This window comes from Nocardia sp. AB354 (assembly GCF_049538315.1).
In the GTDB taxonomy this organism is placed as follows: Bacteria; Actinomycetota; Actinomycetes; order Mycobacteriales; family Mycobacteriaceae; genus Nocardia; species Nocardia nova.
Genome location: NZ_JBMVFU010000017.1, coordinates 22,048 through 48,822 on the forward strand (window position 1 = coordinate 22,048; position 26,775 = coordinate 48,822).

Annotated in this window: 27 protein-coding genes; 10 read left to right on the plus strand and 17 right to left on the minus strand. The window is 67.9% G+C overall.

The window, feature by feature from the left end:
• Positions 1–160: 160 nt before the first annotated feature.
• The 4 genes from ACPCUW_RS23300 to ACPCUW_RS23315 are packed head-to-tail and all read left to right on the plus strand — an operon-like array spanning position 161 to position 3,051.
• The gene (locus ACPCUW_RS23300) at positions 161–1,654 is read left to right on the plus strand and encodes a sensor histidine kinase (protein WP_423427090.1); all 1,494 of its coding nucleotides are present in this window, start codon (positions 161–163) and stop codon (positions 1,652–1,654) included.
• Positions 1,654–2,082, plus strand: coding sequence for a roadblock/LC7 domain-containing protein (locus tag ACPCUW_RS23305; RefSeq protein WP_051024835.1), 429 nt, complete (start codon positions 1,654–1,656; stop codon positions 2,080–2,082). The genes ACPCUW_RS23300 and ACPCUW_RS23305 overlap by 1 nt, the downstream gene beginning before the upstream one ends.
• Positions 2,079–2,429, plus strand: coding sequence for a DUF742 domain-containing protein (locus ACPCUW_RS23310; RefSeq protein ID WP_423427092.1), 351 nt, complete (start codon positions 2,079–2,081; stop codon positions 2,427–2,429). The genes ACPCUW_RS23305 and ACPCUW_RS23310 overlap by 4 nt, the downstream gene beginning before the upstream one ends.
• Positions 2,404–3,051 carry a GTP-binding protein gene (locus tag ACPCUW_RS23315; RefSeq protein WP_081879507.1) on the plus strand — a complete coding sequence of 216 codons (648 nt, stop codon included), beginning with the start codon at positions 2,404–2,406 and terminating at the stop codon, positions 3,049–3,051. The genes ACPCUW_RS23310 and ACPCUW_RS23315 overlap by 26 nt, the downstream gene beginning before the upstream one ends.
• Before the next feature lie 69 nt (positions 3,052–3,120).
• On the opposite strand, the gene ACPCUW_RS23320 is transcribed toward ACPCUW_RS23315, so the two are convergent.
• On the minus strand, positions 3,121–3,978 hold the full coding sequence (locus ACPCUW_RS23320; protein WP_063015687.1) for a LysR family transcriptional regulator: 858 nt from the start codon (positions 3,976–3,978) through the stop codon (positions 3,121–3,123).
• A 111-nt stretch (positions 3,979–4,089) separates the two neighbouring features.
• On the opposite strand from ACPCUW_RS23320, the gene ACPCUW_RS23325 reads away from it, so the two are divergent.
• Positions 4,090–5,385 (plus strand): NAD(P)/FAD-dependent oxidoreductase, encoded by a 1,296-nt coding sequence (locus ACPCUW_RS23325; RefSeq protein WP_423427094.1) that lies wholly within the window; start codon positions 4,090–4,092, stop codon positions 5,383–5,385.
• A gap of 75 nt (positions 5,386–5,460) precedes the next feature.
• Here ACPCUW_RS23325 and ACPCUW_RS23330 read toward each other — a convergent pair whose 3' ends face one another.
• Complete coding sequence (locus tag ACPCUW_RS23330) at positions 5,461–6,165, minus strand: SDR family NAD(P)-dependent oxidoreductase (protein WP_063015649.1); 705 nt, start codon at positions 6,163–6,165, stop codon at positions 5,461–5,463.
• A gap of 95 nt (positions 6,166–6,260) precedes the next feature.
• Between ACPCUW_RS23330 and ACPCUW_RS23335 the strand changes: the two genes are divergently transcribed.
• Positions 6,261–6,926: a TetR/AcrR family transcriptional regulator gene (locus ACPCUW_RS23335; protein ID WP_423427096.1), complete on the plus strand. Its 666-nt coding sequence runs from the start codon at positions 6,261–6,263 to the stop codon at positions 6,924–6,926.
• 228 nt (positions 6,927–7,154) lie between these two features.
• On the opposite strand, the gene ACPCUW_RS23340 is transcribed toward ACPCUW_RS23335, so the two are convergent.
• Together ACPCUW_RS23340 and ACPCUW_RS23345 are read right to left on the minus strand one after the other, a co-directional pair.
• Complete coding sequence (locus ACPCUW_RS23340; RefSeq protein ID WP_423427098.1) at positions 7,155–7,694, minus strand: DUF1697 domain-containing protein; 540 nt, start codon at positions 7,692–7,694, stop codon at positions 7,155–7,157.
• Positions 7,695–7,704: 10 nt separating this feature from the next.
• Positions 7,705–8,358 carry a dihydrofolate reductase family protein gene (locus ACPCUW_RS23345; RefSeq protein WP_423427100.1) on the minus strand — a complete coding sequence of 218 codons (654 nt, stop codon included), beginning with the start codon at positions 8,356–8,358 and terminating at the stop codon, positions 7,705–7,707.
• Positions 8,359–8,484: 126 nt separating this feature from the next.
• Here ACPCUW_RS23345 and ACPCUW_RS23350 point away from each other — a divergent pair, with 126 nt between their 5' ends.
• Positions 8,485–9,498 (plus strand): RNA polymerase subunit sigma-70, encoded by a 1,014-nt coding sequence (locus tag ACPCUW_RS23350; RefSeq protein ID WP_423427101.1) that lies wholly within the window; start codon positions 8,485–8,487, stop codon positions 9,496–9,498.
• A gap of 29 nt (positions 9,499–9,527) precedes the next feature.
• Here ACPCUW_RS23350 and ACPCUW_RS23355 read toward each other — a convergent pair whose 3' ends face one another.
• The gene (locus ACPCUW_RS23355; RefSeq protein WP_039779969.1) at positions 9,528–10,271 is read right to left on the minus strand and encodes an acyltransferase; all 744 of its coding nucleotides are present in this window, start codon (positions 10,269–10,271) and stop codon (positions 9,528–9,530) included.
• Positions 10,272–10,349: 78 nt separating this feature from the next.
• Here ACPCUW_RS23355 and ACPCUW_RS23360 point away from each other — a divergent pair, with 78 nt between their 5' ends.
• The gene (locus tag ACPCUW_RS23360) at positions 10,350–11,795 is read left to right on the plus strand and encodes a PQQ-binding-like beta-propeller repeat protein (protein WP_423427103.1); all 1,446 of its coding nucleotides are present in this window, start codon (positions 10,350–10,352) and stop codon (positions 11,793–11,795) included.
• On the opposite strand, the gene ACPCUW_RS23365 is transcribed toward ACPCUW_RS23360, so the two are convergent.
• The 8 genes from ACPCUW_RS23365 to ctaD form a co-directional block, all read right to left on the minus strand.
• A complete protein-coding gene (locus tag ACPCUW_RS23365) occupies positions 11,779–13,053 on the minus strand; it encodes a THUMP-like domain-containing protein (RefSeq protein WP_423427105.1) in 1,275 nt (424 codons plus the stop codon). The genes ACPCUW_RS23360 and ACPCUW_RS23365 overlap by 17 nt on opposite strands.
• Before the next feature lie 187 nt (positions 13,054–13,240).
• On the minus strand, positions 13,241–14,218 hold the full coding sequence (locus ACPCUW_RS23370; RefSeq protein WP_030515679.1) for a class I SAM-dependent methyltransferase: 978 nt from the start codon (positions 14,216–14,218) through the stop codon (positions 13,241–13,243).
• A gap of 36 nt (positions 14,219–14,254) precedes the next feature.
• On the minus strand, positions 14,255–15,019 hold the full coding sequence (locus ACPCUW_RS23375) for an enoyl-CoA hydratase-related protein (RefSeq protein WP_423427107.1): 765 nt from the start codon (positions 15,017–15,019) through the stop codon (positions 14,255–14,257).
• A gap of 237 nt (positions 15,020–15,256) precedes the next feature.
• Positions 15,257–16,090, minus strand: a complete 834-nt coding sequence (locus tag ACPCUW_RS23380) for an NUDIX hydrolase (protein WP_063015654.1) — start codon at positions 16,088–16,090, stop codon at positions 15,257–15,259.
• 93 nt (positions 16,091–16,183) lie between these two features.
• Positions 16,184–17,014 carry an ABC transporter ATP-binding protein gene (locus ACPCUW_RS23385; RefSeq protein WP_063015655.1) on the minus strand — a complete coding sequence of 277 codons (831 nt, stop codon included), beginning with the start codon at positions 17,012–17,014 and terminating at the stop codon, positions 16,184–16,186.
• A 192-nt stretch (positions 17,015–17,206) separates the two neighbouring features.
• On the minus strand, positions 17,207–18,022 hold the full coding sequence (locus ACPCUW_RS23390; RefSeq protein WP_423427108.1) for an aminoacyl-tRNA hydrolase: 816 nt from the start codon (positions 18,020–18,022) through the stop codon (positions 17,207–17,209).
• Positions 18,022–19,275 carry a phosphoserine phosphatase SerB gene (serB, locus tag ACPCUW_RS23395; RefSeq protein ID WP_423427110.1) on the minus strand — a complete coding sequence of 418 codons (1,254 nt, stop codon included), beginning with the start codon at positions 19,273–19,275 and terminating at the stop codon, positions 18,022–18,024. The genes ACPCUW_RS23390 and serB overlap by 1 nt, the downstream gene beginning before the upstream one ends.
• A gap of 220 nt (positions 19,276–19,495) precedes the next feature.
• The gene (gene ctaD / locus ACPCUW_RS23400; protein WP_062963242.1) at positions 19,496–21,232 is read right to left on the minus strand and encodes a cytochrome c oxidase subunit I; all 1,737 of its coding nucleotides are present in this window, start codon (positions 21,230–21,232) and stop codon (positions 19,496–19,498) included.
• Between the two features lie 199 nt (positions 21,233–21,431).
• Between ctaD and ACPCUW_RS23405 the strand changes: the two genes are divergently transcribed.
• A complete protein-coding gene (locus ACPCUW_RS23405) occupies positions 21,432–22,508 on the plus strand; it encodes an ABC transporter substrate-binding protein (protein ID WP_423427112.1) in 1,077 nt (358 codons plus the stop codon).
• 16 nt (positions 22,509–22,524) lie between these two features.
• Here ACPCUW_RS23405 and ACPCUW_RS23410 read toward each other — a convergent pair whose 3' ends face one another.
• From ACPCUW_RS23410 to nrdF, 3 genes are all read right to left on the minus strand, one after another.
• Positions 22,525–23,019, minus strand: a complete 495-nt coding sequence (locus tag ACPCUW_RS23410) for a hypothetical protein (RefSeq protein WP_423427113.1) — start codon at positions 23,017–23,019, stop codon at positions 22,525–22,527.
• A 71-nt stretch (positions 23,020–23,090) separates the two neighbouring features.
• Positions 23,091–23,594: a hypothetical protein gene (locus ACPCUW_RS23415; protein WP_064906124.1), complete on the minus strand. Its 504-nt coding sequence runs from the start codon at positions 23,592–23,594 to the stop codon at positions 23,091–23,093.
• Positions 23,595–23,922: 328 nt separating this feature from the next.
• Positions 23,923–24,885 (minus strand): class 1b ribonucleoside-diphosphate reductase subunit beta, encoded by a 963-nt coding sequence (gene nrdF / locus ACPCUW_RS23420; protein WP_030515669.1) that lies wholly within the window; start codon positions 24,883–24,885, stop codon positions 23,923–23,925.
• Between the two features lie 505 nt (positions 24,886–25,390).
• Between nrdF and ACPCUW_RS23425 the strand changes: the two genes are divergently transcribed.
• Positions 25,391–25,789: a GNAT family N-acetyltransferase gene (locus ACPCUW_RS23425; RefSeq protein ID WP_423427114.1), complete on the plus strand. Its 399-nt coding sequence runs from the start codon at positions 25,391–25,393 to the stop codon at positions 25,787–25,789.
• 27 nt (positions 25,790–25,816) lie between these two features.
• Here ACPCUW_RS23425 and ACPCUW_RS23430 read toward each other — a convergent pair whose 3' ends face one another.
• The gene (locus ACPCUW_RS23430; protein WP_423427116.1) at positions 25,817–26,485 is read right to left on the minus strand and encodes an alpha/beta fold hydrolase; all 669 of its coding nucleotides are present in this window, start codon (positions 26,483–26,485) and stop codon (positions 25,817–25,819) included.
• Between the last annotated feature and the right edge of the window lie 290 nt (positions 26,486–26,775).

The window sequence follows — 26,775 nt, forward strand, 5'->3', positions numbered from 1 at the left end:
GAGGTCTCCTCCAGGTTAGGTGCAGTATCATCCTGCCTGCCGCGTTCCCGCCGTCCGACCTGAGTGTTATCCCGGCCGCGCCGATCGCGGTCGTCGAGTTGGAAAGGACGAAGCGGCCGGAAATCCGGCACCGAGGGAACTGATGAATCAAGCTACCGCCGTGACTCTTTCGTGGATCCTCGCCGCCATTCTGATACTGACGATCGCGGGAGCTCTGTACGCCGCGTATTACGCGTCGCAGCAGCGCGCCCGTGCCCGCAGTGCCGAGGCGGAATTGCGCGCCCACGAGGACGAGCTCGAACATTTCACGAGCACCACAATGGGTTTGGTGGCCGACTCGGTGCGCCGCGCCGAATCGACGGTCGAATTGCCCGCCATCGACCGCGGCGGTTCTCGCTTCGCCCAGCTGCTGCAGCGGCTGACCGAGCGTTACGCCGACGACCTGCACCGAGTGGCCGCCGAAACCCATGAGCGCACCAGCCACGAGCTGGAATACGAGAAGCAGCAGGCGATCTCCGCCACCGAGGCCAGCATCCGCGAACAGGTCGAGAACGCCTCCCGCGAGGCGACCAGCGCCGCGGTCCGCGCGTTCGGCACCTCCGTGGTCAGCCTGGGCGCCGACGTCGGCCAGGTGGTGAGCGCCGCACTGCGCCAGCACCGCGGGGACGACGTCTACGAGACGCTGATCCGCATCGACCACAGCGTCCAGCAGATGATCCGCCAGGCGCAGTCGTACGTGATCGTCTGTGGCGGTCTGCCCGGCCGCCGCTGGCCGCAGCAGTCGCTGACCGACATCGTCGGCGGCGCCATCGGCCGCGTCCGCGACTTCACCCGGATCCGGCCGCAGCAGCTCGACCGGGTGATCATCAGCCGTGCGGTCGAACCGCTCGTGCACACGATGGCCACCCTGCTGGACAACGCGCTGCGTTACTCGCCGCCCACCTCCTTCGTGGACGTCACCTTCCAGGAAGGCCACCACGGCCTGACGGTGATCATCGACGACGCCGGCGTGCGGATGAACCCCGAACAGATGGAAGAGGCCCGCCAGGTCCTCGCCGGCGAGCGCACCGTCGACATCCACCAACTGGGCCCGACCCCGCGGGTGGGTTTCCCGGGCATCGCCGCGCTGGCCCGCCGCTACGGCTTCACCGTGTACATCGACGGACCCAATATCTACGGTGGTATGCGCGCGATGGTCTACGTACCCGAGGGACTGCTGGCCGCGCGGCCCGACAACCTCGAAAGCGTTACGGCGCCACCGATTTCCACGCCGATCGAGGTCGCCGCGGCACCCGCCGCGGTCGGGAGCGCCAATGCCGCCCCTGCCCCGGTGAGCCTCTCCGCAGCCCCGGTTGCCGCGGTCGCCCCGGTTGCCGCGGTCGCTCCGGTCGCCGAGGCGGAACCGCTGCCGGCCGCGGACCCGACACCGACCGGTCAGTCGTCCACGGTGCACGAGATCACGCCGGGCGGGCTGCCGCGCCGGCGGCGGCGCAGCGTGGCCTTGCCCGCCTCCGCCCGCGGGCCCCGCACCGATACGGGACAGCCGCATACCGATACGGCCCTGCCCCGAGTCGATATCGCCGAAGCCTGGCAGACCGGTTCCACCAGCGGACGTGCAGCCGCACATGACAACTCCGAAGGGATGACATCCTGATGGCCACACCCGGCACCACTGTGACCGACGGCGATAACAAGCTGTCGTGGATGCTCGAGGATCTGACCGTTCCCGGCGTCCGATTCGCCGTACTACTGTCCGAAGACGGCCTGCGCATCGCCCACGTCGGCGCCATCTCCCTCGACGACGCCGAGCGCTTCGCCGCCGCGGCCTCCGGCCTGAGATCTCTGGGTAAGGCTCTCAGCGAGTTCTGCGGCCCCGCGAATACGGTGCGGCAGAACATGACCGAGTACGACGAGGGCATGATCTTCATCACCGCCGCCGGTGAGGGCGCCCTGATCGGCGTGTCGACCATGCCCGATGTCGACGTCAGCATGGTCGCGCACCGGATGAACGAACTCGCCGTGAGAGTCGGCCGCGAACTCGGCAGCCTGCCCCGCCACAGGCCGGGTAGCGATCGGGCATGAGCAAGCACCGGCGCGATCCCGACCTGGTCCGTGCCTACGTACGCACGGGCGGGCGTACCCGTGCGACTCGCTCGGTCGACCTGGTGACACTTGTTGTGGCAGCACAGGATCCGACGCCCGGTGCCAGTCCGGACGCGCGCCGGGTTTTGAATGTCTGCAGTCGGCACGCTGCACTGTCGCTCGCCGAAGTGGCGGCATATCTCGACCTGCCGCCCTCGGTAGTGAAGATCGTGGTATCGGACCTGCTCGACAGCGGCCATCTGGTCAATCCGACCCCGGCTGATTATGTGCCGGAGGTCGCCCTGCTCGAGGAGGTACTGAATGGGCTCCGCGCTCTCGCCGTCTGAGCGCCCGACCGCCCTGTCCGAACGACCCGCCGCTGTGACCGACCGTACGGTCGACTATGTACCGGAAACGGTCACGCGGTCGGTGAAGCTGTTGGTAGCAGGCAATTTCGGTGTCGGTAAGACCACGTTCGTCAGCAGCGTCTCGGAGATCCGTCCGCTGCGCACGGAAGAGACCATCACCGAGGCCAGCGTCGGTATCGACGATATGGCCGGTCTCCCGGGCAAGCAGACCACCACCGTGGCCATGGATTTCGGGCGCATAACGCTCAATCCGCAACTGGCGCTGTATCTGTTCGGTACACCGGGCCAGCGCCGGTTCCTGCCGTTGTGGGAGGAGCTGGCCAACGGCGCACTCGGTGCGCTGGTGCTGGTCGACACCCGGCGCATCGACAAGGCCGACGAGGTGCTCTCCATCCTCGAGGAACGCGGCGTGCCGTATTCCGTGGCGATCAACGAATTCGACGGTGCGCATCGCTTCCCGCTCAGCGAGATTCGCGATGCGCTGGACCTGGAACCGGGCACCCCGCTGACCGCGTTGGACGCCCGCGACCGCGGCACCTGCCTGCGATCGCTGATCACGCTGGTGGAATTCCTGTTCCACCGGCTCGAACCGCGTCCCTGACCGTTTCACCCCGAGCAACGCCGTACCGGCCTCCGGTGCGGCGTTGCTCCGTTTTCAGGAGCTGCGCTTTCAGGAACTGTGCAGGGCGGCCAGCAGGGTGACCAGGATGGGTGAGCGCCGGATATCGCCGCGAAGTACGGCCGACACCGGAATGCGCAGCGGCCGGCCGGCGAGTTTCAGCGTGGCGATCCCTTCGGTGGCACTATCGGCGTAGAGGATCGTCCAGGCGTCCGGCCGATTGATCAACTCCATCGTCGCAGTGTGGTCCGGCGGGATCGGCGGGCCGTAGCTCGGGCGGGTCGGTATCTCGGCGAACGCGTGCCGGACGACGTTGTGCAGAAGAACCTGTTCCGTCTCCGGGGGCAGCAGCAGCGGATATTTCCCCAATTCGGCCAATGTCACATCACCGCGGCCGGCCAGCGGGTGGGCGGTCGAGGCGGCGATGACGAGGTCCTCCACCCACAGTTGTTCGACCGTCAGACCGGGCTGTTCGACACTGCCGCGGATGAGAGCAAGATCACAATCGCCGTCGGCGACCGCAGCGATGCGCTGCCGGAACGGCTTGATGACGAACTCGATTTCGGCACCCGGATGCGCTTCGCGTGCTCCGGCTATCGCGGATAGCGATCTTGTTGCGAAAGACATATTCGCTGCCAGGCGAATTCGTGGCCCGGAGTCGCGAACAGCTGCGCGAATAGCGGATTCGAGGCTCAGCATTTGTTTCGCAAGGGGAAGTAGCCGAACGGTTGCCTCAGTCGGGACAACGGAGCGCGTGGAGCGTTCGAAGAGCTGCACACCAAGATCATGTTCGAGTCGCGCGATTTGATGACTGATAGCCGATTGCGATATGAAGCAGCGCACAGCGGCGCGACTGAAGCTCAACTCCTCGCACACCGCGACGAAGTAGGTGAGCTGACGAAGTTCCATCAAGATCTCCATTCATGAATGATCTAGATAAGAGTCATCAATATTATGCGCCCTGACCCCCGAAACATCCAGGGCATGAATCGCGTTTACTCATGACAGAAGGAGGCTGTCATGCAAGACGTGGATGCGGGAATCGAAACCACCGATGTGGTCATCGTGGGTTCGGGGTTCGGCGGGCTCGCCGCCGCGAAGCAGCTCAGCAAATCGGGGATCGACTACGTTCTCATCTCGGCGACGCCGGAACATCTGTTCCAGCCGCTGCTCTATCAGGTAGCGACGGGTGTGCTCCCGTCCACCGACATCGCTCCGCCGATCGCGCAGATCCTGCGCCGGCACAAGGGCGCGGAGGTGCGGCTGGGCAAGGTCGTCGATATCGACGCCGGTGCCGCCGTCCTCACCTACGAGACCGGGCAGGGGCCACGCAAGATTCGCTACGGCTCGCTGATCGCGGCCACCGGCGCCACCCAATCGTATTTCGGCCGCGACGATTTCGCGGAGAAGACGTTCTCACTCAAGACCATCGACGATGCCAAACTGCTGCGAGCACAGATCGAGCGCGTCTTCGCCGAGGCGGCGAAGGCCGATCCGGAAACCCGGGAACGGCTGCTGAGCTTCGTGGTCGTCGGCGCGGGCCCGACCGGCGTCGAGGTCGCCGGTCAGCTCAAGGAGCTTGCGAAACGCCACTACCACCAGGAGATTTCGGTGACCCTGGTGGAGGGTGCGGGCGCGGTGCTGCCGCCGTTCGGTGGCAGCCTGTCGGAGTATGCGCGCAAGTCGTTGAGCCGCAACGGCGTCGAGGTGCTGCTCGACACCTTCGTCACCGACATCGAAGCCGGCAAGGTGACCGTCAAGACCAAGGACGGTGTCGAGCGCGGTATCGGCGCTGAGACCGTGGTGTGGTCGGCGGGTGTCGCGGCCGGCGGATTCGCCACACTGCTGGCCGAGGCCACCGGCTGCGAAACCGACCGTGCCGGAAGGCTTCTCATCAACCCGGACTGCACGGTGGGCGGACACGCCGATATCTACGCCATCGGCGATATGACCTCGCTGAACGGCTATCCCGGCCAGTCGCCGACGGCCATGCAGGAGGGCCGCCACGTCGCCGACATCATCCGCCGCAAGAAGCAGCCCGGCACCCCGTTCGTGTACTGGGACAAGGGTTCGATGGCGGTGATCAGCCGGTTCAGCGCGGTCACCAAACTCAACGACCGCGTGAAGTTCACCGGCACCATCGCCTGGGCCACCTGGCTCGCCGTCCACCTGTTCTATCTGGTCGGCTTCCGTAACCGCTTCGTCGCGGTCCTCTCCTGGCTGGTGGCGTTCATCGGTACCGGCCGCCCGGGCTTCGACGAGAGCGACAAGCCGCAGCAGGCGGCGCCGGTTCCCGAGAATCGACGAGCGGCGTAGCGTCACCCGACCGAATCCCCCTTCCGGCCCGCGACAACGATGCGGGCCGGAACGCGTGGCTCCCGGGTCCCGGGTTCAGGCCGCTCGCTCGACGGCGGCCTCGGTGGTGGCCATGGCGAACAAATCCTCGGCAAGAGCATCGGGATGGACTCGCCGCACGTCGTTCGGTTCCACCGAGGCGAAATGGCCGGAATCGAACAACTGTTGCGCCGCACTGTTTTCGATGAGGCGGGTGATGAGCAGAGCGCCCACCCGCACACCGCTCGGTCGGACCTGCTGGTCGATCGCGTACAGGTAATTGAGCAAGGCCGACTGCGGCACGCTCGAACTGGCCAGCGCCGCTTGCGGTTCGCGCACCGCTCCGCCCTGGGCGATGAGGACGGCGCCCGACCCGCGGGCCGTCATCGCCGGCAGTAGCGCGTGCATGATGCGCACCGGCGTGGTCAGGTTGATCGGCAACCACGTGCGCAGGGTGTCCGCGTCCAGCGACAAGGCATCGACGGGTAGCCGGCTCACATCACCCGGGCTGTAGACCACCACGTCCGGAAGTCCGTGCGCACTCCGCAATTCGGCGAGTGCGTAGTCGATCCGGGCGTCGTCGGTGAGGTCGGCGAGCAGGACGTCCACCTCGATCCCCTCGGCCGCCAGCCGCGCCCGCAACCGTTCGAGTGTGTCCGCGTTGCGCGCGATCAGCGTCACCGAATAGCCCGCACGGCCGAATCGCAGCGCCGCCGACAATCCGAGCGCGGGACCCGCGCCGAACACTGCCAGATGTGGCATGACCGAACCTCCATAACTCGAGAAGGCACTCAAGTTGAGTACATTCTCAAGTTAAGGCTAAGTCGAGTGGGTTTTCAAGTTGTTAGTGTGAGGTCATGGTCGAGAAGGTGGCGAGTACCGGGGAAACGGCGGCCGGCGCGCGCCCGCGGCGTCGGGACGCCCGGGACAATCGGGACAAGATCGCCGCGGCGGCCCGGCGGCGGTTCACGGCCGAGGGCCTCGACGCTTCGCTGAATCAGATCGCACGCGACGCGGGGGTCAGCATCGGCACGCTCTACAACCACTTCCCCACCCGCGAGGCGCTGATCGGCGACGCGTTACTGGACCTGGTCGTCGAGTCGGGCCGCAGCGCGGAGGAGGCCTTGCGGACGGCCGACCCGTGGACGGGGCTGGTCGACCACTTGACGAAGCTGGCGCAGTGGCAGGCGAGCGATCGCGGCTTCACCGATATCTGCGTGTATTCGCTGCCCGCCGACAGTCCGATCGAGGTGGCGAAACAGCAGGGGCACACCCTGTTCCAGCGGTTGGTGACGCGAGCGCAGGAGGCCGGGCAGCTGCGCAGCGACATCACCGAAGCCGATCTCGGCCTCCTGCTGTGGTCGGTGGTGCGCGCGACCGACGGCGTGCGCGAGGTCGCCCCCGAGGCGTGGCGCCGGCATCTGACGGTCCTGCTCGACGGCTTACGCGCCGAGGCCGCCCATCCCCTGCCGGGACGCGCGCTCGACCCCGAACAGGTCCGCGCGGCAATGACTCTCGGTTGAGACCCCCGAACACAGCAGTCCCCGGTAGTCTCCATCGATACCTGAACCTCAGTCGTCGCTGTCGGTTCCGGATATTCGACTGACTTGCCGGGGGCCTGGCCAGATCCTGGAAACCATCTCCGCGAGTCGTTCGACGTCTCGTTCGACTCCGTGATGATTTCCGGTGTTCCGGTGTATCACCTAGTTTCCTCCTGATTTTTCTCCAGTCAAGACCTCAGGAAGGAAAAACTACAGCTTGGCCAGCACTTTTTGCACCGTGAGCCAGGTGCGGGTGGTGATGTCCTTGCCGTAGACGGTCTCGAGCCACGACATGTGGTTCGGCGTGCCCGCGACCGAGTTGTCGATGACCGCCAGCAGCGCCCGCGCCGGTTCGTCGAAGCGCACGATGCGCACGGCCGACTCCAGGTTGCCGGGCAGCTCCGGCGGAGCGGACCCGGCTCGATCCTTCACGAAGGTCGCGGTGAGATAGGTGCCGCGCGCATGTGTGAGGCCGGGAAAAGGATCGGAGTCGACCAGCTTCTGCAGCTCCTCCCGGCTGCGGATGATGGTGCCGCCGCCGATGCCGAGCTCCGCCTGCAACGCCGCCTGGATCTGCGATTCCATTGCGGCGATATCGGTTTCAATGCTGCCGAAGACGATGTTCCCACTCGTCAGCACCGATCCCACCCCCTCGTAGCCGAGGCCCTCGAAGACCGCCCGCAACTTCTCGTTGCGCATGTTGGGGTTGCTGGGCATGATCCCCCGCAACCAGGCCGCATACCGGTTCATGAGCCGAAGGCTACCCGGCGTCACCGACAGGAATGCCGGTTCGGCCGTCCCGGCGATCGGGCTGTCCGGCGGACGCGTCCGGCAGGCGTGCGTAGGTCAGGTGCACGAGACCCGTGCCGACCGCGCGAACCCCGGTGAGCCGCAAGGGGCGCGGCGAGACCGGTGCCGAGCCGTCGGCGCAGGCGAAGAGCCGGCTCCCCGCGCCCATCACCACCGGGAATACCGCCAGTCGTACCTCGTCGACCAGGCCGTGGCCGGTCAGCGCGTGCACCAGTTCGGTGCTCGCGTAGACCCGGATCTCGCCGTCGACGAGGTGTCGCAACCTCGCCACCTGCTCGGCGAGATCACCTCGCAGCACGGTCGTGTTGTTCCACTGGGGATCCGACAGCGTCGCGGACACAACGTATTTCGGCAGACCGTTCATGCGGTCCGCGGTCGCGCCGGTGCGCAGCGGATACCGGGCAGCGAAGTATTCGTAACTGCGCCTGCCCAGCAGCAGCGCCTGCGCGTCCAGCACATCGTCGTGAATCAGCCGGGCCCATTCCGCGCGGTCGTCCGGCGACAGCGCCGCACGCCAATCCGCGTCGCTGAAACCCTCCGCACCGGTCGGATCCTGGGTCACTCCGTCGAGCGACACGTTCTCGAAGACGACGATCTTTGCCATGGCGTACTCCTCTTGTGGGTGGCGGGACTGCTACAGAGACAGACACCGCCGCATCGGCCGAAATGGTCGCGTTCGGACCGACACATTCACCGTCGCCGCGGTGTCGATATTCGGTGGAGGTGTGTCATGACAGACGGAGATGACGACATGGTGGCGATCGGCGATCTGATGGCCGGGGCGCGGGCGGGCGACGGTGCGGCGTTCCGGGCGTTGACCGCGCCGTACCGCACGGAGCTACAGCTGCACTGCTATCGGATGCTCGGCTCGCTCCAGGATGCCGAGGATGCCTTGCAGGACACGATGCTGGCCGCGTGGCAGGGCATCGGCGCATTCCAGGAGCGCTCCTCGCTGCGCACCTGGCTGTACCGGATCGCCACCAACCGGTGCCTGAACGCGCGCCGGGCCGCGGGCCGGCGCCGGGCGAAGGAGTGGGACGTGCCGAACGTCGAACCGCCCGAGCCGTCACGGCTCGGCGAGGTCGTGTGGTTGCAGCCCTGTCCCGACGCACTGCTCGAGCAGGCGCCGCCCGGCCCGGAGGCACGCTACGAGCTGAGCGAGTCCGTCTCGCTGGCCTTCGTGACCGCGCTGCAACTGCTGCCGCCGCGCCAGGTCGCCGTCCTCGTCCTGCGCGATGTCCTCGGATTCCGTGCGGCCGAGACCGCCCGGATGCTCGACACCTCCGTCGACTCGGTCAACAGTGCCCTCACCCGGGCCCGGGTGGCACTCGAGCGGCGCCGGCCGATCGGCCGGTCACCGGCACCGGGATCGGCCGACGAGGAGGCGATCGTGGCGAGATTCGCGCGCGCGTGGGAATCGGCCGATGTGCACGCGCTCGTGCGACTGCTGACCGACGACGTCTTCATGTCGATGCCGCCGATTCCGTTCGAATACGTGGGCCGCGAGGTCGCCACCCGCTTCTGCGCCGGCATCTTCGCCGCCGGGCGGCGATTCGACCTGGTACCGACGCGGGCCAACGGCCAACCGGCGTTCGGCGCCTACCTGCGCGGCCCGGACGGCAGCAGTTACGGCACCGGCCTGTACGTCCTGTCGCTCGCCGGCGAGCGCATCAGCGCCCTGACCCGATTCGAGAGCACGGTGCTGCCGTGGTTCGGGCTGGCGCGCACGCTGCCGAGCCGATAGCGGTACGAGAGGAATACGGGTCCGGCGGATCAGTCCGATCCGGCGCCGACTCCCGCCTTCTTGCGTTCGATATCGGCCAGCGCGGCGGCATGCCGGGCGCGCTCCTCGGCGGCGTCGTCCCAGGCCTTCTTGCGGTTCTTGACCACCCGGGCGGGGGCGCCGACGGCGATGCTGAAGTCGGGGATCTCCCCCTTCACGACGGCATGGGCGCCGAGCACGCAGCCGCGGCCCACCCGGGTCTCGCGCAGCACGGTCACCTTGGCCGCGATCCAGGTGTCGGGGCCGATGCGGACCGGGCTCTTCACGATGCCCTGATCCTTGATCGGCATCGTCACATCGTCCATCCGGTGGTCGAAGTCGCAGATGTAGCACCAGTCGGCGACCAGGGTCGACTCGCCGATCTCGATGTCGAGATAGGTGTTGACGACGTTGTCCTTACCGAAGACGACCTTGTCGCCGATGCGCAGCGAGCCCTCGTGGCAGCGCAGCGCGTTGCCGTCGCCGATATGCACCCATTTGCCGATCTCCATGCGGCCGAGCTCGGGGGTGGCGTGGATCTCGACATTGCGGCCCAGGAAGACCATGCCGCGCAGCACGATATGCGGATTCGCCAGCCGGAATTTGAACAGCCGGTAGTACCGCACCAGATACCACGGCGTGTACGCCCGATTGGCGAGCACCCAGCGCAGCGACGCCATCGTCAGAAAGCGCGCCTGCTCCGGATCCCGGCGGCGCGAACCCCGCCAACGCGAACGCAACGGTGCGCCCCACATGCTCGTCACGGGCCAGCTCCCTTTCCTCGGGCGACGGTTACCTCGGTGGTCACCTGATCGAGGTACCAGCGTAGTCTCGTGCAGGCCCGTTACGAACAGATGGGAGTGCAGCAGGTGCGAAGCGGCAGTCGGCGACCCGAGCGCAGCGAGCACGACCGCGGCGGACACCACCCGACGACGTTGCGCCACTCGGTAATTCGGGGCGGCGTCCCGTGGCGCGCGATCGCGGCGGTGGGCGCCCTGGGCCTCCTGGCGCTGACCGGATGCGGCAGCAGCACCGTCGACGACATCAAGGTCGGTTCCGGCAAGGGCTGGCAGTCGGCCTTCCACGATGCCCGCAACAGCGGCGCGAGTCCCGTCACCGGCGCCCGGCATCTGAGTCTGAGCTGGTCGCGACCGATCGGCGGCCCGCTGGCGAATGCGACCACGATCGGCCCGGACGGCCAGTTGTTCGTCACCTCCCGCACCACCACCGACTGTGTCGGCAAGCCGGGTACCACCGGCATGATCTTCTCGTTCCAGATGCCCACCGGGCGCAAGCGCTTCTGCAATGCGCTGGGACCGGATGCCGTCGCCGCGGCCTCGGCGGTCGACGGGGCGAGCAATGTGTACGTCGGTGACGACGGCGCGGTGTTCTCGTTCAACGCGCTGGGGCAGCCGCGCTGGCGCACTCCCGTTGCCGGCGTTCCGGTCTCGGTGCAGTTCACCCACGACGGGACCGTGCTGTCGGTCTCGCAGTCCGGTCAGGTCGACGTCCTGGACCGGCAGACCGGCGACCGCGAGGTGTCGACCTATCAGGTGCTGGGCGACCCCGACTTCCTCGCGCACCCGAATGTCACGCGCCCGGCGGACGGGCAGGGTATCGACGACTGCGCCGTCGGCGGTCCGCAGTGCGCGGTGGCGAATGTGTCGGCGCTCGATCCGAATTCGGGCCGCTTCTATCTGACCGCCTGGCGGACCGGCGCGCCCGCGGCGTCCGTGGTGGCGCTGCACTACGCCGACAAGAAGGTCACCCAGGACTGGAGCGTCGACATCCTCACCGACGGCAGCGCGACCAGCCCGACGCTGTCGTCGGACGGGAAGACGCTGTACGTGGGCGACAACAGCGGTCGCCTGCTCGCCGTCGACACCGCCGACGGTCGTACGAAATGGACGCAGCCGCTGGGCTTCGCCCCGCGCGGCGGCATCTCCGAACTCGACGGGCTGCTGATTCCGGGCGGCGACGACGGCCATCTGCTGGCGTTGCACGACAACGGCGACCGCGCCGAGATCGCCTGGGAACGTAAGGATCTCACCCTGCGCGGCCGTCCGGTGCAGACGGCCGGCGATACCGGCTACGTCGTGGTGCCGATGGGCGATGCGCTGCATCTGCTGACCTTCGAGACGAAGTCGGGTAAGACGATCGCCTCCGCCGCACTGCCGGGTGCGCAGGGCACGACGGTGTCCACCGCGATCGGACCCGACGGCCAGGTCGTGGTCGGCACCCGGATCGGCGAGCTGTTCGCCTTCACACCGGATCGGTAGAGTTCGCCGCCGGCCCCACGCGCGGGGTTTCGCAGACGAATGCCGTTGCGGTGCGGCCGATCCGGGTGATCACCACGGTGTGCGGGGTGCTGCCACGCGGTTTGATCCGGCGCCGCAGGGCATCGGGATCGACGTCGACGCCGCGGATCAGTATTTCCAGCGGACCGCAGTCGCGGCGGTGCAGTTCGGCGCGCAACGGCTTCTCCCGGAATTCCAGCCGGTCCAGGATGCGGAAACCGCGCACATCCGCCGGCACCGTCTCGCCGGTGAGATAGGCGATGCGCGGATCCAGCTGCCACAGGCCGTATCTCGCGGCGTAGTGGCGGACCAGGCCGGCCCGGACCACCGCGCCGTCCGGGTCGACGAGCCAGGTGCCGGGCTCGCGGTCGGGAAGGTCGTCGGGCTCGGCATCGGTCAGCGACCACGAGGAACCGTCGCTGCGCAGCACCGTCGCCCGCCTGGTCACCCCGGATTCGGTGAGCCCGCGCGACCACAGGCAGGCTTCGCGCACGGCGCCGTCGAGGGAGACCACCTCGACCTCACCGTCCCACGAAAGGCCCGCGTACCCGTCCGCGGCCGTCCGGTCGGCTCGCGCGGGCAAGGGTCGGGCGCCCGGGCGCCGCTGCGCGAAACGGTCGAAATCCAGTCCGGGAGCGCATTTCACGACCAGATCGCGGTCGCGGTAGACGGCCAGCAGCTGCGGTAGCGGCGGTTGCAGCTGAGCCGGATCGTGGGTGCGCCGGCCTCCCGCGCGCCGCGCCGGATCGGCGATCACCACGGCGCCGGCACTGCACGGCCGCAGCGCATCGGCCTGTGCCAGTGCGACATTCGGCGCATCCGCCAGATTGTGCGCGGCCATCGCCAGCCGCACCCGGTCCAGATCACTGCCGAGCACCGCCGGGCATTCCCGCCGCAGCGCGGCGAGTTCCGCGCCGATCGAGCAGGTGATGTCGTGGACGGGACGCCCCGCCAGCCGCCGGGCCCGATGTCGGGCCACGAGACTCGGCGTCGCCTGCTGCAGAGCGTCGTCGGTGAACAGCCATTCGGCCGCGTCGTCGAGTTTGGCGGCCGCCCGCCGGCGCAGCTGCACGGTCTCCACCAGCGCGGCCGTACGCTCGCCGTAGTCGCGGCGCAGGACCTCGAGGTCGCGCAGCATCGTCGCGGGCGTCAGCGCGTGTTCCCCGACCACGGACAGTGCGTCCCGGCCCGCCGCACTGTCCAGAAAGCCGACGTCTTCCGCTGTGAACGAATACCCCATCAGCGCGGCTCCGGCCGCCGCACAGGCGAGACCGACTGAGCCGCAACGAGTATCGAGCGAGCAGAGACCGCACGCCGGTAGGACACCGGCACCGCCGAGGGCCGGAGCATGCACCCCACGCCCGTCGAGACGGTCCGCGCCGGACCGGCAGCGTAGCCGGTCCGCACGCGAGACAGCCTGCCGCCCACTACTTTCCGGCGGCGCCCGGCTTCACGCCGGTGATCATGGCGTTGTAGAAGAACTGGCGCGGCACCACGTGGCGCAGCACCTTCTCGTCGAGCTTGCTCAGGCCCAGCCACGCCTTGTACTGAGCCATCCGGTAGCGCCAGGTGAGCTTCTCCTCCGGCACCGCCGCCTCGAAGGTACGCACCGGCCAGCCCCACAGCGCGGCCGCGAATTCCTCGGTCTCGGCGTGCACCTGCACCGCACCGGCGCTGCGGGCGATCCGCTCGAGCTCGGAGGGATCGAAGGTGTGCAGGTCGACCACGGCCTCCAGGGCCGCGGCCCGCGACGACTCGTCCAGTTCGGCCTGCGGTCGCCGCCAGTCGGACAGGAACGGCAGCTTGGTCACCTCGGTGGTGACCTTCCAGGTGATCTGGCCGAGTTTGCGGGCGTAGAAGTTGCCGATGGTGGTCGGCTCACCGGCGAACACGAAACGGCCGCCCGGCTTCAGTACCCGCAGGCATTCCCGCAGCGCCTGCTCGACATCCGGAATGTGGTGCAGCACAGCATGTCCCACGACCAGGTCGAAGGTGTTGTCCTCGTAGGGGATGGTCTCGGCGTCGGCGACGCGGCCGTCGACATCCAGCCCCAGGTTCTGCGCGTTGCGGGTGGCGACCTTGACCATGCCCGGCGAAAGGTCGGTCACCGAACCGGTTTTCGCCACTCCGGCCTGCATCAGATTCAACAGGAAGAAGCCGGTGCCGCAACCGAGTTCGAGGGCCCGCTCGTACGGCAGCGGCGCATTCGGCGCGACGGCGTCGAAGCGGCCGCGCGCGTACTCGATGCAGCGCTCGTCGTAGGAGATGGACCATTTGTCGTCGTAGGTCTCGGCCTCCCAGTCGTGGTAGAGGACCTGCGCGAGCTTGTTGTCGGTGAGCGCGGCCTGGACCTCGGCCTCGGTGGCGTGCGGGTTCGGCGCGGGGTCGTCAAGACGTGCGGTCATGGTGGCACAGCGTATCGAGTGATCACGCGGAGTGGGTCAGCGGCCCAGGAATTCCGCGACGCCCGGACCGGACGCCGAATAAGAACGTGTTCCTACGCTGCGATCTTCGGTTTCGAACAGCTCCGCCCACTCGCCGCGGGCGCGGTCGAGGCCGTGCGGACCGGCCTCGAAGACCCGTTTCGCCGCGGCCAGCGCGCGCGCCGGGCCGGTGGTGAACTGCCGCGCCCACCGCAGCGCCGCGGCGAAGACGTCGTCGGGCGCGACCACCTCGTCGACCAGCCCGATCGCCGGCGCCTCCTCGGCATCGACGTAGCGGCCGGTGTACACCAGATCCTTGGCCGGGCCGGGGCCCACGAGCAGTCCCAGCCGGCGGATGCCCGCCACCGGGATCAGGCCCGCCCGAATCTGCGGCAGGCCGAGTTTGACGTTGTCACCGATGAGCCGGCGGTCAGCGCCCAGAGCGAGCTCGAGGCCCGCGCCGACCGCGTACCCGGTGATCGCGGCGATCGTCGGCTGCGGAATCCGGGCCAGGCAGCCCAGTGCCTGCTGCAGATCCGCGGCGACGGCGTCGGCCTGCGCGGGCGTCCAGCGCGCGAGTTCGGCCATGTCGTCGCCCGCGCTGAAGATTCGCTCGTCGCCGTAGACGATCACGGCCCGCACCTCGTCGTCCGCCGCGAGGTCCGCGGCGGCCGCGGCCAGCTCCAGCGCCAGCTGCAGATCGATGAGATTCAGCGGCGGCCGGGCGAAACGCAGTACGGCGATTCCCGCCTCGACACGGTCCACGGTCACGAATTCGGCCACGGCGGCGAGCCTACTGTGCGTGCCGGGACACCTCCGACGTCGGGATGTTCGCGCCGGTGTCGGACCGCCGGCGCGTCGCCGTCCGGGCCGCCGGTAGTGCGACGAGACGCTGCCGACCCGACCCGCGAGGCGAAACGGGTCCCCGAGACGAGCCCACCGCACCGCGATCGGCGCCGGGTAGCAGCTCGCGACTCGGCCCTTGCCCTGTGGCTGAGTGAGTCCGGTCGTACCGCCGGCTCAGTCTCGCTTCGAACCCTGCAACCGGGACGCGTCCGGCATGTCGGCGAAATACCGGTGGTTGTTCGGGAACTGCAGCATCGGCTGACCGTCGACCGGCTCGAAGACCGGCATGATCGGGCTGATCGCGCGCTCGGCCGCGAGAATCTCTGTGGTGGAGGCGAATTCGGCGATCGAACTCAGCTGCGTCCAGGTCGGCGGCAGCAGCACGTCCTCGCCGGCCCGCCAGCGGTCCAGCGCCTGCGCCGGAGTCCGCCACGCCACCTCGTGCGCCTCGGTGGTCGCGCCGTCGGCGCGCTGCCCCTCCGGCAGGACGGCGACGAAGAAGTAGGTGTCGTAGCGCCGCGGTTCCACCACCGGCGTGATCCAGTTGTCCCACGGGCGCAGCAGATCAGCGCGCAGCACCAGATTCTCGTTCGCCAGGAAATCGCCGAACGACAGTTCGCGGCGCTCGAGCTTCTCCCGGGCACTGCGGTAGGCGACGGTATCGGAGACGACGGTGTCGGCGGTCGGGCCCGCCAGCAGCACACCGCATTCCTCGAAGGTCTCCCGTACCGCGGCGCACACCAGCGCCTGCGCGCGAGCGCGGTCGACTCCGAAACGACGACCCCACCACGTCGGGTCCGGCCCGGCCCAGCCGATTTCCGCGTCGGCATCGGAGCGGTCGACACCGCCACCGGGAAAGACGGTCATGCCGGCCGCGAAGGCCATCGCCTTGACCCGTCGTTGCAGGAATACCTCCGGTCCGGATGCGCCGTCACGCACGAGCACGACGGTCGAAGCGTCCTTCGGCGCCGGTGGCTCGGCCGGGGTTTCCGCAACAGATTCACTCACAATCGCACCATAACGCGCGCTTGGTTCCGATCGGCAGCAGGTGCCCGAATGCGGCACCGGTGCGCACTGCGGGAACAGGCGCCGGGAACCGGCTCAGGCGCGGTGGCGGCCGAAACGCTGCGAGCGCCGCGCGAAATACCGTCCGTCGATGCGATCGAGGGCGATGGACTGGCGGAAGGCCTCGCTGAGGTTCTCGGCGGTCAGCACGTCCGAGAGCAGGCCCTGTGCGATCACATCGCCCTCGTTGAGCAGCAGCGCGTGGGTGAAGCCGGGCGGAATCTCCTCGACGTGATGGGTGACCAGCACGGTCGCCGGAGCATCCGGGTCGGCGGCCAGATCGCCCAGTTGCTCGACCAGTTCCTCGCGGCCACCCAGATCGAGCCCGGCGGCCGGCTCGTCGAGCAGCAGCAGTTCGGGATCGGTCATCAGAGCGCGGGCGATGAGAACGCGTTTGCGTTCGCCCTCGGACAGGGTTCCGTAGGCGCGGTCCGAAAGGTGTTCGGCGCCCAGGCTTTCCAGGATGTCGACGGCGCGGTCGGTGTCGACATCGTCGTAGCGCTCGCGCCAGCGGCCCATCACGGCGTACCCCGCCGACACCACCAGATCCGACACCTTCTCGTCCACCGGGATCCGGCTGGCCACCGCCGCCGACGACAGGCCGATGCGCGGCCGCAGTTCGCTGATGTCGGTCTTGCCGAGCACTTCGCCCAGCAGCGTGGCCGACCCCGAGGTCGGATACAGCTCGGCGGCGGCCATCCGCAGCAGCGACGTCTTACCGGCGCCGTTGGGGCCGAGCACGACCCAGCGTTCGTCGAGCTCCACCTGCCAGGTGACGGGACCCACCAGGGTATGGCCCGAACGCCGGACGGTCACCTCGTTGAAATCGATGAGCAGATCGGGATCCGGTTGCGGCACGAGCTCCATCTTTGCCGACGCGCTCGATCCGTTGCCAACGTGGTCGGTGTGCACGCTATCCGTCATAGTCGGCCACCCGCTCCCCCACGATCCGAATCGGCCATTGCCGCAGTGACATTCCGCACGTTTGAGCACCCTACGGCGCTCGACACGCCACGGCACGCCGGGCCTCGGCTCGGTGCGGTGGGTGGTCGCGCCGCGCTACGCCGCGTCGTCGAGCGGGCTCATCGGCGGCGCCATCGCGATCACCGTCATCGATCCGGGCGCGACTTCGGTGAACCCGGCATCCCGCACGGCGGCGATCGTCTCGAGCCCGTCGCCACCGTTCACTCGGGCGCACAGGCGGGCCCAGAGATCCGGCTCCGCGTCCCGGACGGCGCAGCGGAATCCACGCTGCGCCCAGGCGAAGGCTTGTTCCACCGGAAGCGCACCGGCCAGCAACATGCTCGCGTGACCGACCTGCGCCGCCGCCTTGCCCACGGTCATGCTCAGGGCCGAATTCACCCACAGCACGGGCAGTTCCGGGTCCACGGGACCGGGCTCGTCCGATTCGAGATCGGTGCCCCCGATCTGCAGTCTGCGAATGCGCTGGTCGATGTCGCCGACCGGACCGGGCACCAGGGCGCGCGCCTCGGCGCCGTCCACCTCGAGCGTGACGCCGTCCACCTCGCTGGCCGCGAGCCATTGTGCGCCACGGGCCCGGCGCGCGACCTTCCGGATACGCGAGCGCTTCCACGCGAGATAGCGGTCCTGCCACTCACCGTCCGGACCCACCCGCGGGTCCAGGCAGAGCGCCACGGCCGCGGCGGCCGCGGCCTCGAGTACCGCACTGCGGCGCGGTGGTTCGGCTTTCGGTATGTGCAGCACCATCTGCATCGCCTGCACCTGCGCGGGATCGTCCGGATCGCCGCCACCCCCGTAACCCAGCGCCAATTCCGCATGCCGGGCACGGAAACCCGAATCCAGCAGCAGTGGCGGTGCGGCGCCCTCGGGCGCGTCGATCTCGGGTTCGGTCATCAGCTCAGCGGCACTCGGCGCAGCAGTCCGTCTCGGGCGTCCGCGGCCTCGACCTCATCGCGGGTGACCCCGAGAATGAACAACACCGCGTCCAGGAACGGATGCGACAACGCGGTGTCGGCGACCTCCCGCAGCGCGGGCTTGGCCTGGAAGGCGATACCGAGGCCGGCGGCGTTGAGCATGTCGATGTCGTTGGCCCCGTCGCCGACCGCGACGGTCTGTTCCATCGGCACGCCCGCCTCGGCCGCGAAACGCCGCAGCGCCACCGCCTTTCCGGGCCGGTCGACGATCTCGCCGATGACCTGACCGGTGAGCTTGCCGTCGACCACCTCGAGGGTGTTGGCGTGCACGAAATCCAGTTCCAGCTCGTGCGCCAGCGGTTCGATCACCTGACGGAATCCGCCGGAGACCACACCGCACCGGAATCCGAGGCGGCGCAGGGTGCGAATGGTGGTCCGCGCGCCGGGGGTCAACTCGATCCGCTCGGCGACCTGATCGATCACCGTTTCATCCAGTCCGGTGAGGGTGGCGACGCGCTGACGCAGCGATTCGGCGAAGTCGATCTCCCCGCGCATCGCGGCCTCGGTGACGTTGCGGACCTCCTCCTCGACACCGGCGTGGGCGGCCAGCATCTCGATCACCTCGCCCTGGATCAGGGTGGAGTCGACGTCGAAGACGATGAGCCGCTTCGCCCGCCGGGCCAGCCCCGCGCGCTCGACGGCGACGTCCACCTTCTCCTTCGCGGCGACCTCGGCCAGCGCCGTGCGCAGGCGGGTCTCGGCCAGCGCGTCCTCGGTGGGCGGTGCGGTGACCATCAGTTCGAGACCGGTCACCGGGTAGTCGGCGATACCGCGGATGGAGTCGATGTTGACCTCTTGGGCGGCCAGAGTGCGCGCGATGGTGCTGAACGCGCGAGCGGTCACCGGACTGCCGAGCACCACCACCGCGTGTGTGGACAGCGGCGCCCCGGAGACCGAATTGGCGCCGATCTCGACGTCGACCTGCATGCCGACGGTCGCCATCGCGTCCTCGAGCTGATCCTGCAGATCCTCCGGATCGCCCGGACTCGTCACCAGCACCCCGAGGGTCAGCCGGCCCCGGATCACGACCTGCTCCACATCCAGCAGGCTCACGCCGTGCCGGGACAGCGCCGCCAGCAGCACCGAGGTCACGCCCGGTTTATCGGGTCCGGTGACCGTGATCAGCACCGTCGTCTCGGTGGCAGTGCCACGATCGGACTCGGACGTGCCCACGCGCAACTCCATCTCTTCGTCACAGCTCCACTTCCGCGGCGATCGCGGTCCGCGACGGCCAGCAGACATTCTCTCAGGTCGGGTGCGGCCACCGGCGCGCACCGGTCGCCGGGGTCACTGCCGCACCGCCGACCCGGCGCGGCACCCCCGAAACGCCGAACGCGGCGGCCGTCGCACTGGACGGCCGCCGCGCCGGGACTGCTCTCTTCGAAGCGGGGTACTAGCTCGACACCTTCTCGAGCTCGGCCACGTGATGGGACTTCGAGCCCCAGCCCACGTGCGCCTCGGCCCGCATGCGCTCCACCATGTGCGGGTAGTGCAGCTCGAACGCCGGACGCTCGGACCGGATCCGCGGCAGCTCGTAGAAGTTGTGCCGCGGCGGCGGGCAGGTGGTGGCCCACTCCAGCGAGTTGCCGTAGCCCCACGGATCGTCCACGGTCACGACCTCGCCGTAGCGGTAGCTCTTGAAGACGTTCCAGATGAACGGCAGCGTCGAGGCACCGAGGATGAAGGCGCCGATCGTGGAGACGGTGTTCAGGGCGGTGAAACCGTCGGTCGGCAGGTAGTCCGCGTAACGACGCGGCATGCCCTCGTTACCCAGCCAGTGCTGCACCAGGAAGGTGGTGTGGAAGCCGACCATGGTCGCCCAGAAGTGCCACTTCGCCAGGCGCTCGTCCAGCATGCGGCCGGTCATCTTCGGGAACCAGAAGTAGATTCCGGCGAAGGTGGCGAACACGATGGTGCCGAAGAGCACGTAGTGGAAGTGCGCGACCACGAAGTAGGTGTCGGACACGTGGAAGTCCAGCGGCGGGCTGGCCAGGATGACGCCCGACAGACCACCGAAGAGGAACGTGACCAGGAAGCCGACCGAGAACAACATCGGTGATTCGAAGGTCAGCTGCCCCTTCCACATGGTGCCGATCCAGTTGAAGAACTTCACACCGGTCGGAACCGCGATCAGGAAGGTCATGAACGAGAAGTACGGCAGCAGCACCGCGCCGGTGGCGTACATGTGGTGCGCCCACACCGCGATCGACAGCGCCGCGATGCCCAGCGTCGCGTAGACCAGGGTGGTGTAACCGAAGATCGGCTTACGGCTGAAGACCGGGAAGATCTCGGACACGATGCCGAAGAACGGCAGCGCGATGATGTACACCTCGGGGTGGCCGAAGTACCAGAACAGGTGCTGGTAGAGCAGCGAACCGCCGGTGGCCGGGTCGTAGATGTGGCCGCCCAGGTGCCGGTCGTAGGCCAGCGCCATCAGCGCGGCGGTCAGCAGCGGGAAGGCCAGCAGGATCAGAACGCTGGTGACGGCGATGTTCCAGGTGAAGATCGGCATCCGGAACAGGGTCATACCGGGGCAGCGCAGGCAGACGACGGTGGTCAGCATGTTGACACCACCGAGGATGGTGCCCAGACCGGAGACGGCCAGACCCAGAATCCACAGGTCGCCGCCGACACCCGGGGAGTGCACGATGTCCGACAGCGGGGTGTAGGCGGTCCAGCCGAAGTCGGCGGCGCCACCGGGGGTGATGAAGCCCGCGGTCGCCATGGTCGCGCCGAACAGGTACAGCCAGTAGCTGAACGCGTTCAGACGCGGGAAGGCGACGTCGGGCGCACCGATCTGCAGCGGCAGCACGATGTTGGCGAAGCCGAACACGATCGCGGTCGCATAGAACAGCAGCATGATCGTGCCGTGCATGGTGAACAGCTGGTTGAACTGTTCCGGCGACAGGAACTGCAGACCCGGACGAGCGAGCTCACCACGCATCAGCAGGGCCATCAGGCCGCCGATCATGAAGAACGACATCGCGGTCACCAGGTACATCACACCGAGGACCTTGGGGTCCGTGGTGGTGACGGCCTTGTAGATGAACGAACCCTTCGGGCCCAGTCGTGCCGGATACGGCCGTGTCGCTTCCAGCTTGGGGACTGGCTGGGGCTCTACAGCAGTCACTGATCCTCCTGAAGGTGTGCCTTCTGCTCGTTTCGCACGCTCGTGCGTTCCGGCACATGACGAAACGACGGTGGCTTGCGCTAGAGGCATCGTAAACCGTGGCGTCGCAGGCGTCCGACGGGGTCCTACTCTCTGTCGTATTCGCCGCGCGGACGGTGCCGCAACGACCCTGCACACGGGCGCATGTACCCTACGCTGCATGCCGGTGAGCGAACGCGTCTCCACCCGAAAGCCCAAGACCCGCAAGCGCACCAGTGCGCGCCGGCTCTCGCTCGGCGGTGCGGCCGTCGGCGCGGTGGTCGCCCTGGTCACCGGGTGCGGCACCGGGGGTGACGACGCATCGAGTTCGATCGTCCGGACCACCACGAATATCGGCGGTGCGAGCGTGGTCGGCATCGAGCGCGACACCACCCGGGCCTGCGCCCTGCCCACCGCCCCCGATCAGGCGTCGGGCACGCGCACGGTGGCGGGCACCCAGGTGCCCGCGGATCCGAAACGCATTGTCGTCCTGGACACCGCGGCGCTGGACGCGGTCTGTGCCGTGGGCCTGTGGGAGCGGGTCGTCGGCGCGACCACGCAACCCGGCCCGGCGCCGCAACCGAACTATCTGGGCACCGGCGTGCTGAAGATCCCGAGCGTGGGGACCTCCGGGGCGGTGGACCCGGCGAAAATCTCCGCGTTGCAACCGGATCTGATCCTGGGCGCCGCGGGTGACGGGGATCTCGCCGCCTTGCGCGGCGTCGCCCCGACCGTACTGGTCGACCACCGCGGCTGGCAGGACGATTTCACCGCCTACACCGACGCCCTGGGCCGCGGTTCGGCCGGCGCGAAGGCGCTCGCGGACTACCGCACGGACGCCCGCGAAACCGGAGCATCGATCGCGGCCAATTTCTCGCAGGCATCGGTGATCCGCTTCTCCCCCAAGGACATTCAGGTTCAGGGCACCGACACGTTCGCGGGGCAGGTGCTCGCCGACGCCGGTGTGCAGCGGCCCGGCGCCCAGCGCGATCGCTCGTTCACGGTGGACAGCCTCGCCACCGAGAGCGACCGCAACAAGATCGAGGGCGACATCATCTATCTGATGTTCGACGGCCCCGACGGTCAGAGCCACGGCGAATCAATCATGAAGGGCGACGACTGGAAAGAGCTCGGCGCCGTCGCCGACAAGCGCGATTTCGCCGTCGAGGACGACCTCTGGCACGGTTCCGGGCTCACCGCCGCGCGGGCGATCCTCGACGACCTACGGAAGACGCTGAACGGGTACGTCACCGACTGAGCGAGCGCGTATCGGTTCATCGCAGCTCGGGGCCAGTTTCACCGGCCATCCGCTCGTCGGCATCCGACGGATTCGCCGGGGTGCGGCGCGGATCGTCGCTTGCCGCCCGCGGACGCAATGCGTAGGCCGGCACCAACTGGTCGGTCAGGTGCAGCGGCGTCCGCCCGTCCGCATAACAGACCGAGAAATTCACCCGCCCCAGCCACTCGCCACTGAACGAGGGGACCCAGTGGGTCAATGTCCCCGGCCGCTCCCCTGTCATATCCAGCCCCGCCCCGTTGACGTGCCGGGGCGCGCCCGGATCCCGGATGAGAATCGCATCCAACCGCACCCACACCGGTTTCGGCGGCTGCACGAGCACCCGGTAGTAATAGCCGGTCTCGTTCGGATACTGCAGCTGCGGTTCGGTCCCCTCGGTCCGCGGGACACCGTCCGGAAGCCGTCGCGGCGCCCGGCCGGAGAACCCATCGCCCGCCCCCTCCGACGACACACCCCCGGCACTCGAACACATATTCGAATCATACCGAGCGGTCGGCCCGATCGACACCCACCCCACCCCCGCCGCGCGGCAATGCATGGCGGTCAGTCGTCCGAGGCGACCAGCAACGCCAGTGAGCACCTGATTCTGTCGATGGCGATCAGTTCGTGGAAGCCTGCGAGATGACCCACCACCCATCCCCAGTCGTGTTCAGCGGTTGAATGCAAATCGGATAATTCGTACAGCTCGGGAGTTGCGAGGGCCGGGTAGACCAACATGTCGAGATCACGTTGCGTTCCGGCTGACACCGGCTTACCCGCGGCCGCCCACCCTCGCACGATCGCCACGGCGCCCTCGGTCTCGATCGGCCGGAACGAATCGAGGGTGATGCATTCCAGGCGATAGGGCCCGTGCATGCGGTGCTCACCCTGTTCCTCGGGAAGTCCCCCCGCGTAGTGGTCGCGATACTGCCGATGCGCGAGCAGCGCCGCCAGCAACTCCGGCGTTGACGCTCCCGGGTCGATGCGAAAGACCTTGACACTCACCCACTGTCGCGTGCCGCGGTCCATATGCACCAACCGTGCGTGCTCGAAACCGATTGCGCTCATGTACGACAACGATGTCGAAGCCCCAGCGTTCGCACCAGTTCCCGGCGTGCGGAGGCCTCGGCATCGTAGAGCCGATATCCGCCGCGACTACGGCCGGTCGGCGCCACGATCCCCCGATCCGCCTAGAACCGAATCGCCTTGACCGTCAGCCCCGTCCGCTCGGCCGGCGCGCCGATCGTCAGCATCGTCTCGTCGTTCACGAGCCTCAGCCTGCCGCCTCCTCCTAGGGGAGACTCGCGCGGCTGGGCTCGGCAAGGTCCCAGGAGCCCAGAACGAACAAGCCCGGACGCAGAAGTCTGCGTCCGGGCCCTTCATGGTCGAACCGAGTTCAGAACTCCCAGTCCTCGTCTTCGGTGTTGACCGCCTTGCCGATCACGTAGCTGGAACCGGAGCCGGAGAAGAAGTCGTGGTTCTCGTCGGCGTTCGGGGACAGCGCCGACAGGATGGCCGGGTTGACGTCGGTCTCGTCGCGCGGGAACAGGCCCTCGTAACCGAGGTTCATCAGCGCCTTGTTGGCGTTGTAGCGCAGGAACTTCTTGACGTCCTCGGTGAGGCCGACCTCGTCGTAGAGGTCCTGGGTGTATTCGACCTCGTTCTCGTACAGCTCGAACAGCAGCTCGAAGGTGTAGTTCTTGAGTTCGTCGCGCTCGGGCTGGGTGAGGTCCTCGAGCCCCTTTTGGTACTTGTAGCCGATGTAGTAGCCGTGCACGGCCTCGTCACGAATGATCAGCCGGATCAGGTCGGCGGTGTTGGTGAGCTTGGCGCGCGAGGACCAGTACATCGGCAGATAGAACCCGGAGTAGAACAAGAAGCTCTCCAGCAGCGTGGAGGCCACCTTGCGCTTGAGCGGCTCGTCGCCCCGGTAGTACTCGAGCACGATCTCGGCCTTGCGCTGCAGATTCGGGTTCTCCTCCGACCAGCGGAAGGCGTCGTCGATCTCGCGGGTCGAGCACAGCGTGGAGAAGATGGAGCTGTAGCTCTTGGCGTGTACCGACTCCATGAACGCGATGTTGGTCAGCACCGCCTCTTCGTGCGGGGTGCGCGCGTCCGGAATCAGGCTCACCGCGCCGACGGTGCCCTGAATGGTGTCCAGCAGGGTCAGCCCCGTGAACACGCGCATGGTCAACTGCTTCTCGTGCGCGTTCAGCGTGTTCCACGACGGAATGTCGTTGGACACCGGAACCTTCTCCGGCAACCAGAAGTTGCCGACGAGCCGGTCCCAGACCTCGGCATCCTTCTCGTCGGGCACCCGATTCCAGTTGATCGCAGACACTCGATCGATCAGCTTCACGCCCGCTCACTCACCCTTCCCGCTTCGCCGGTCATTGTACGCTCGGACACTACTCCTAGTGGGCCGCCGCTCAGCACAACACAAGGGCTTGTGTCTCCCATGTCCTGGGCAAATGCGTTCCGGGGTGGGAAGTTCCACACCGCGGCCGAGAGCGAATGACGAGCGCGCGATGCACAGGCTACTGCCGCCGCCACCATCGCAGCAACGATGCCGAGAGTTTGCTAATGCGATCCAATACCGGGACGTGCCGGTCGATCCCCGCAGAGCACATTCCGGCGGACATCGATGAGGCTGGCAGGTGCTCCCGACCGGGCTCAGCGCCCCGACCGGCGGCGGTGAACGCATGCGGGCGGCGCACTAATCGTGCAAACCTCCTCGGCTTCAGCGGTTTTCTCACAATCTCATGGAGGTTTGCACGAAAAGTTCGCGCTACAACACAGTTGATACCGCCTGCCGGGATGACGCCCCCGGGTTCATCGCGCCACTTGCTCCGAGAGGATGCCTCATGACCGTTGATCTCCGCATACGTTTCGCCGTCGACGACGAGGCCCTCTCGCGGCTGCACGCGGATGCATTCGGCGGTGACCGGACCGTCGTGCCCTGGAAGGCGCGCTTGGAACGGCACGGCCGGTCATGGGTCGGCGCGTTCGTGGGTGCTCGACTCGTCGGGTTCGTGCACGCGGCGTGGGACGGTGGGAGCCACGCGTTCCTCCTCGACACCGCGGTCGCCCCGGATCTCCGTCGGCAGAGCATCGGATCCGGCCTGGTGAACGCCCTGGTCAGCGACCTGCGCGAGCTCGGAATCGAATGGCTCCACGTCGATTACGAACCACATCTGCGCAGCTTCTACCGCGATGCATGCGGTTTCGGAGCCACCGACGCCGGTCTCCTACGACTGAACTGATGAGCGCATCGGCGATGTATGCATATTTCACTCGCTCAGCAGCAGTTCGGCGACGGCCTCCGGAGCCTCGTGCATGGCATCGTGGCCGGTGGGGAGGTCGTGGACCACCCACCCGGGGTCGGCTTCGAGCCGGGTGCGCTGTTCGGCGAAGGGGGTGCGGTCTTCCCAGCCCGAGCAGTAGACGAACTCCCGGCGGGGAACTCGGGCGAATGCGCCGGTGAGCCGGATTGTTTGCAGGAACGAGGCGAGCGGGTGGGGGCGGCGGCGCGGATCGCCGTTGCCCGGTGGGCGGACGGCATAACCGGTGTTCGCGGCGCCGTCGGCGATCACCCGCCGGAAGTAGTCGTTCATCGCCGACCAGCACGATTCGCCGTCCCGGGGGACGTACGCGTCGAGATGCACCAGGCGCGCGATCCGGCCGCCGGCACGGTCGGCGCCAGCGGCGATCACCATCCCGCCGTAGCTGTGCCCGACCAGCGTCACATCGGTCAGGTGGGCGCGGTCGATGAACCGCACGACGTCGTCGGCGTGGGTGTCGAGGTTGGCGGTCGCGACCGTCGCGTCATCGTCGTCCGGCCGCAGACCGGTCAGGGTCAGGGCGTGGACGGTATGACCGGCGCGCTCCAGCAGCGGAACCACCGCCTCGAACGACCAGGAGCCCTTCCACCCGCCGGGCACCAGAACATATGTCGTCATGCGCTTTTCCTTCTCTCCCACTGCGGCATCGAGGCACGCCACCTCGGAATCACTTCGCGTGGAGACAGTCTCACCGGCTGGGAGGGTGGCTTGCTACCGAGAGAAGGCCATCCAGTACCTGTTCGCCGCCAACGTCGCCCGATCATTCACGACGTACCGTAAAGCATTGCCGCCGAATCGGTTTCGCCCCATCTTCCCGGATCGCTCGTACGACCACGCCCCGGCGACGGGTACCCCCGGCGAGCATCGCGGACGGCTGTCGTCGACAGCGGACGGTACCGTCGCCGCCC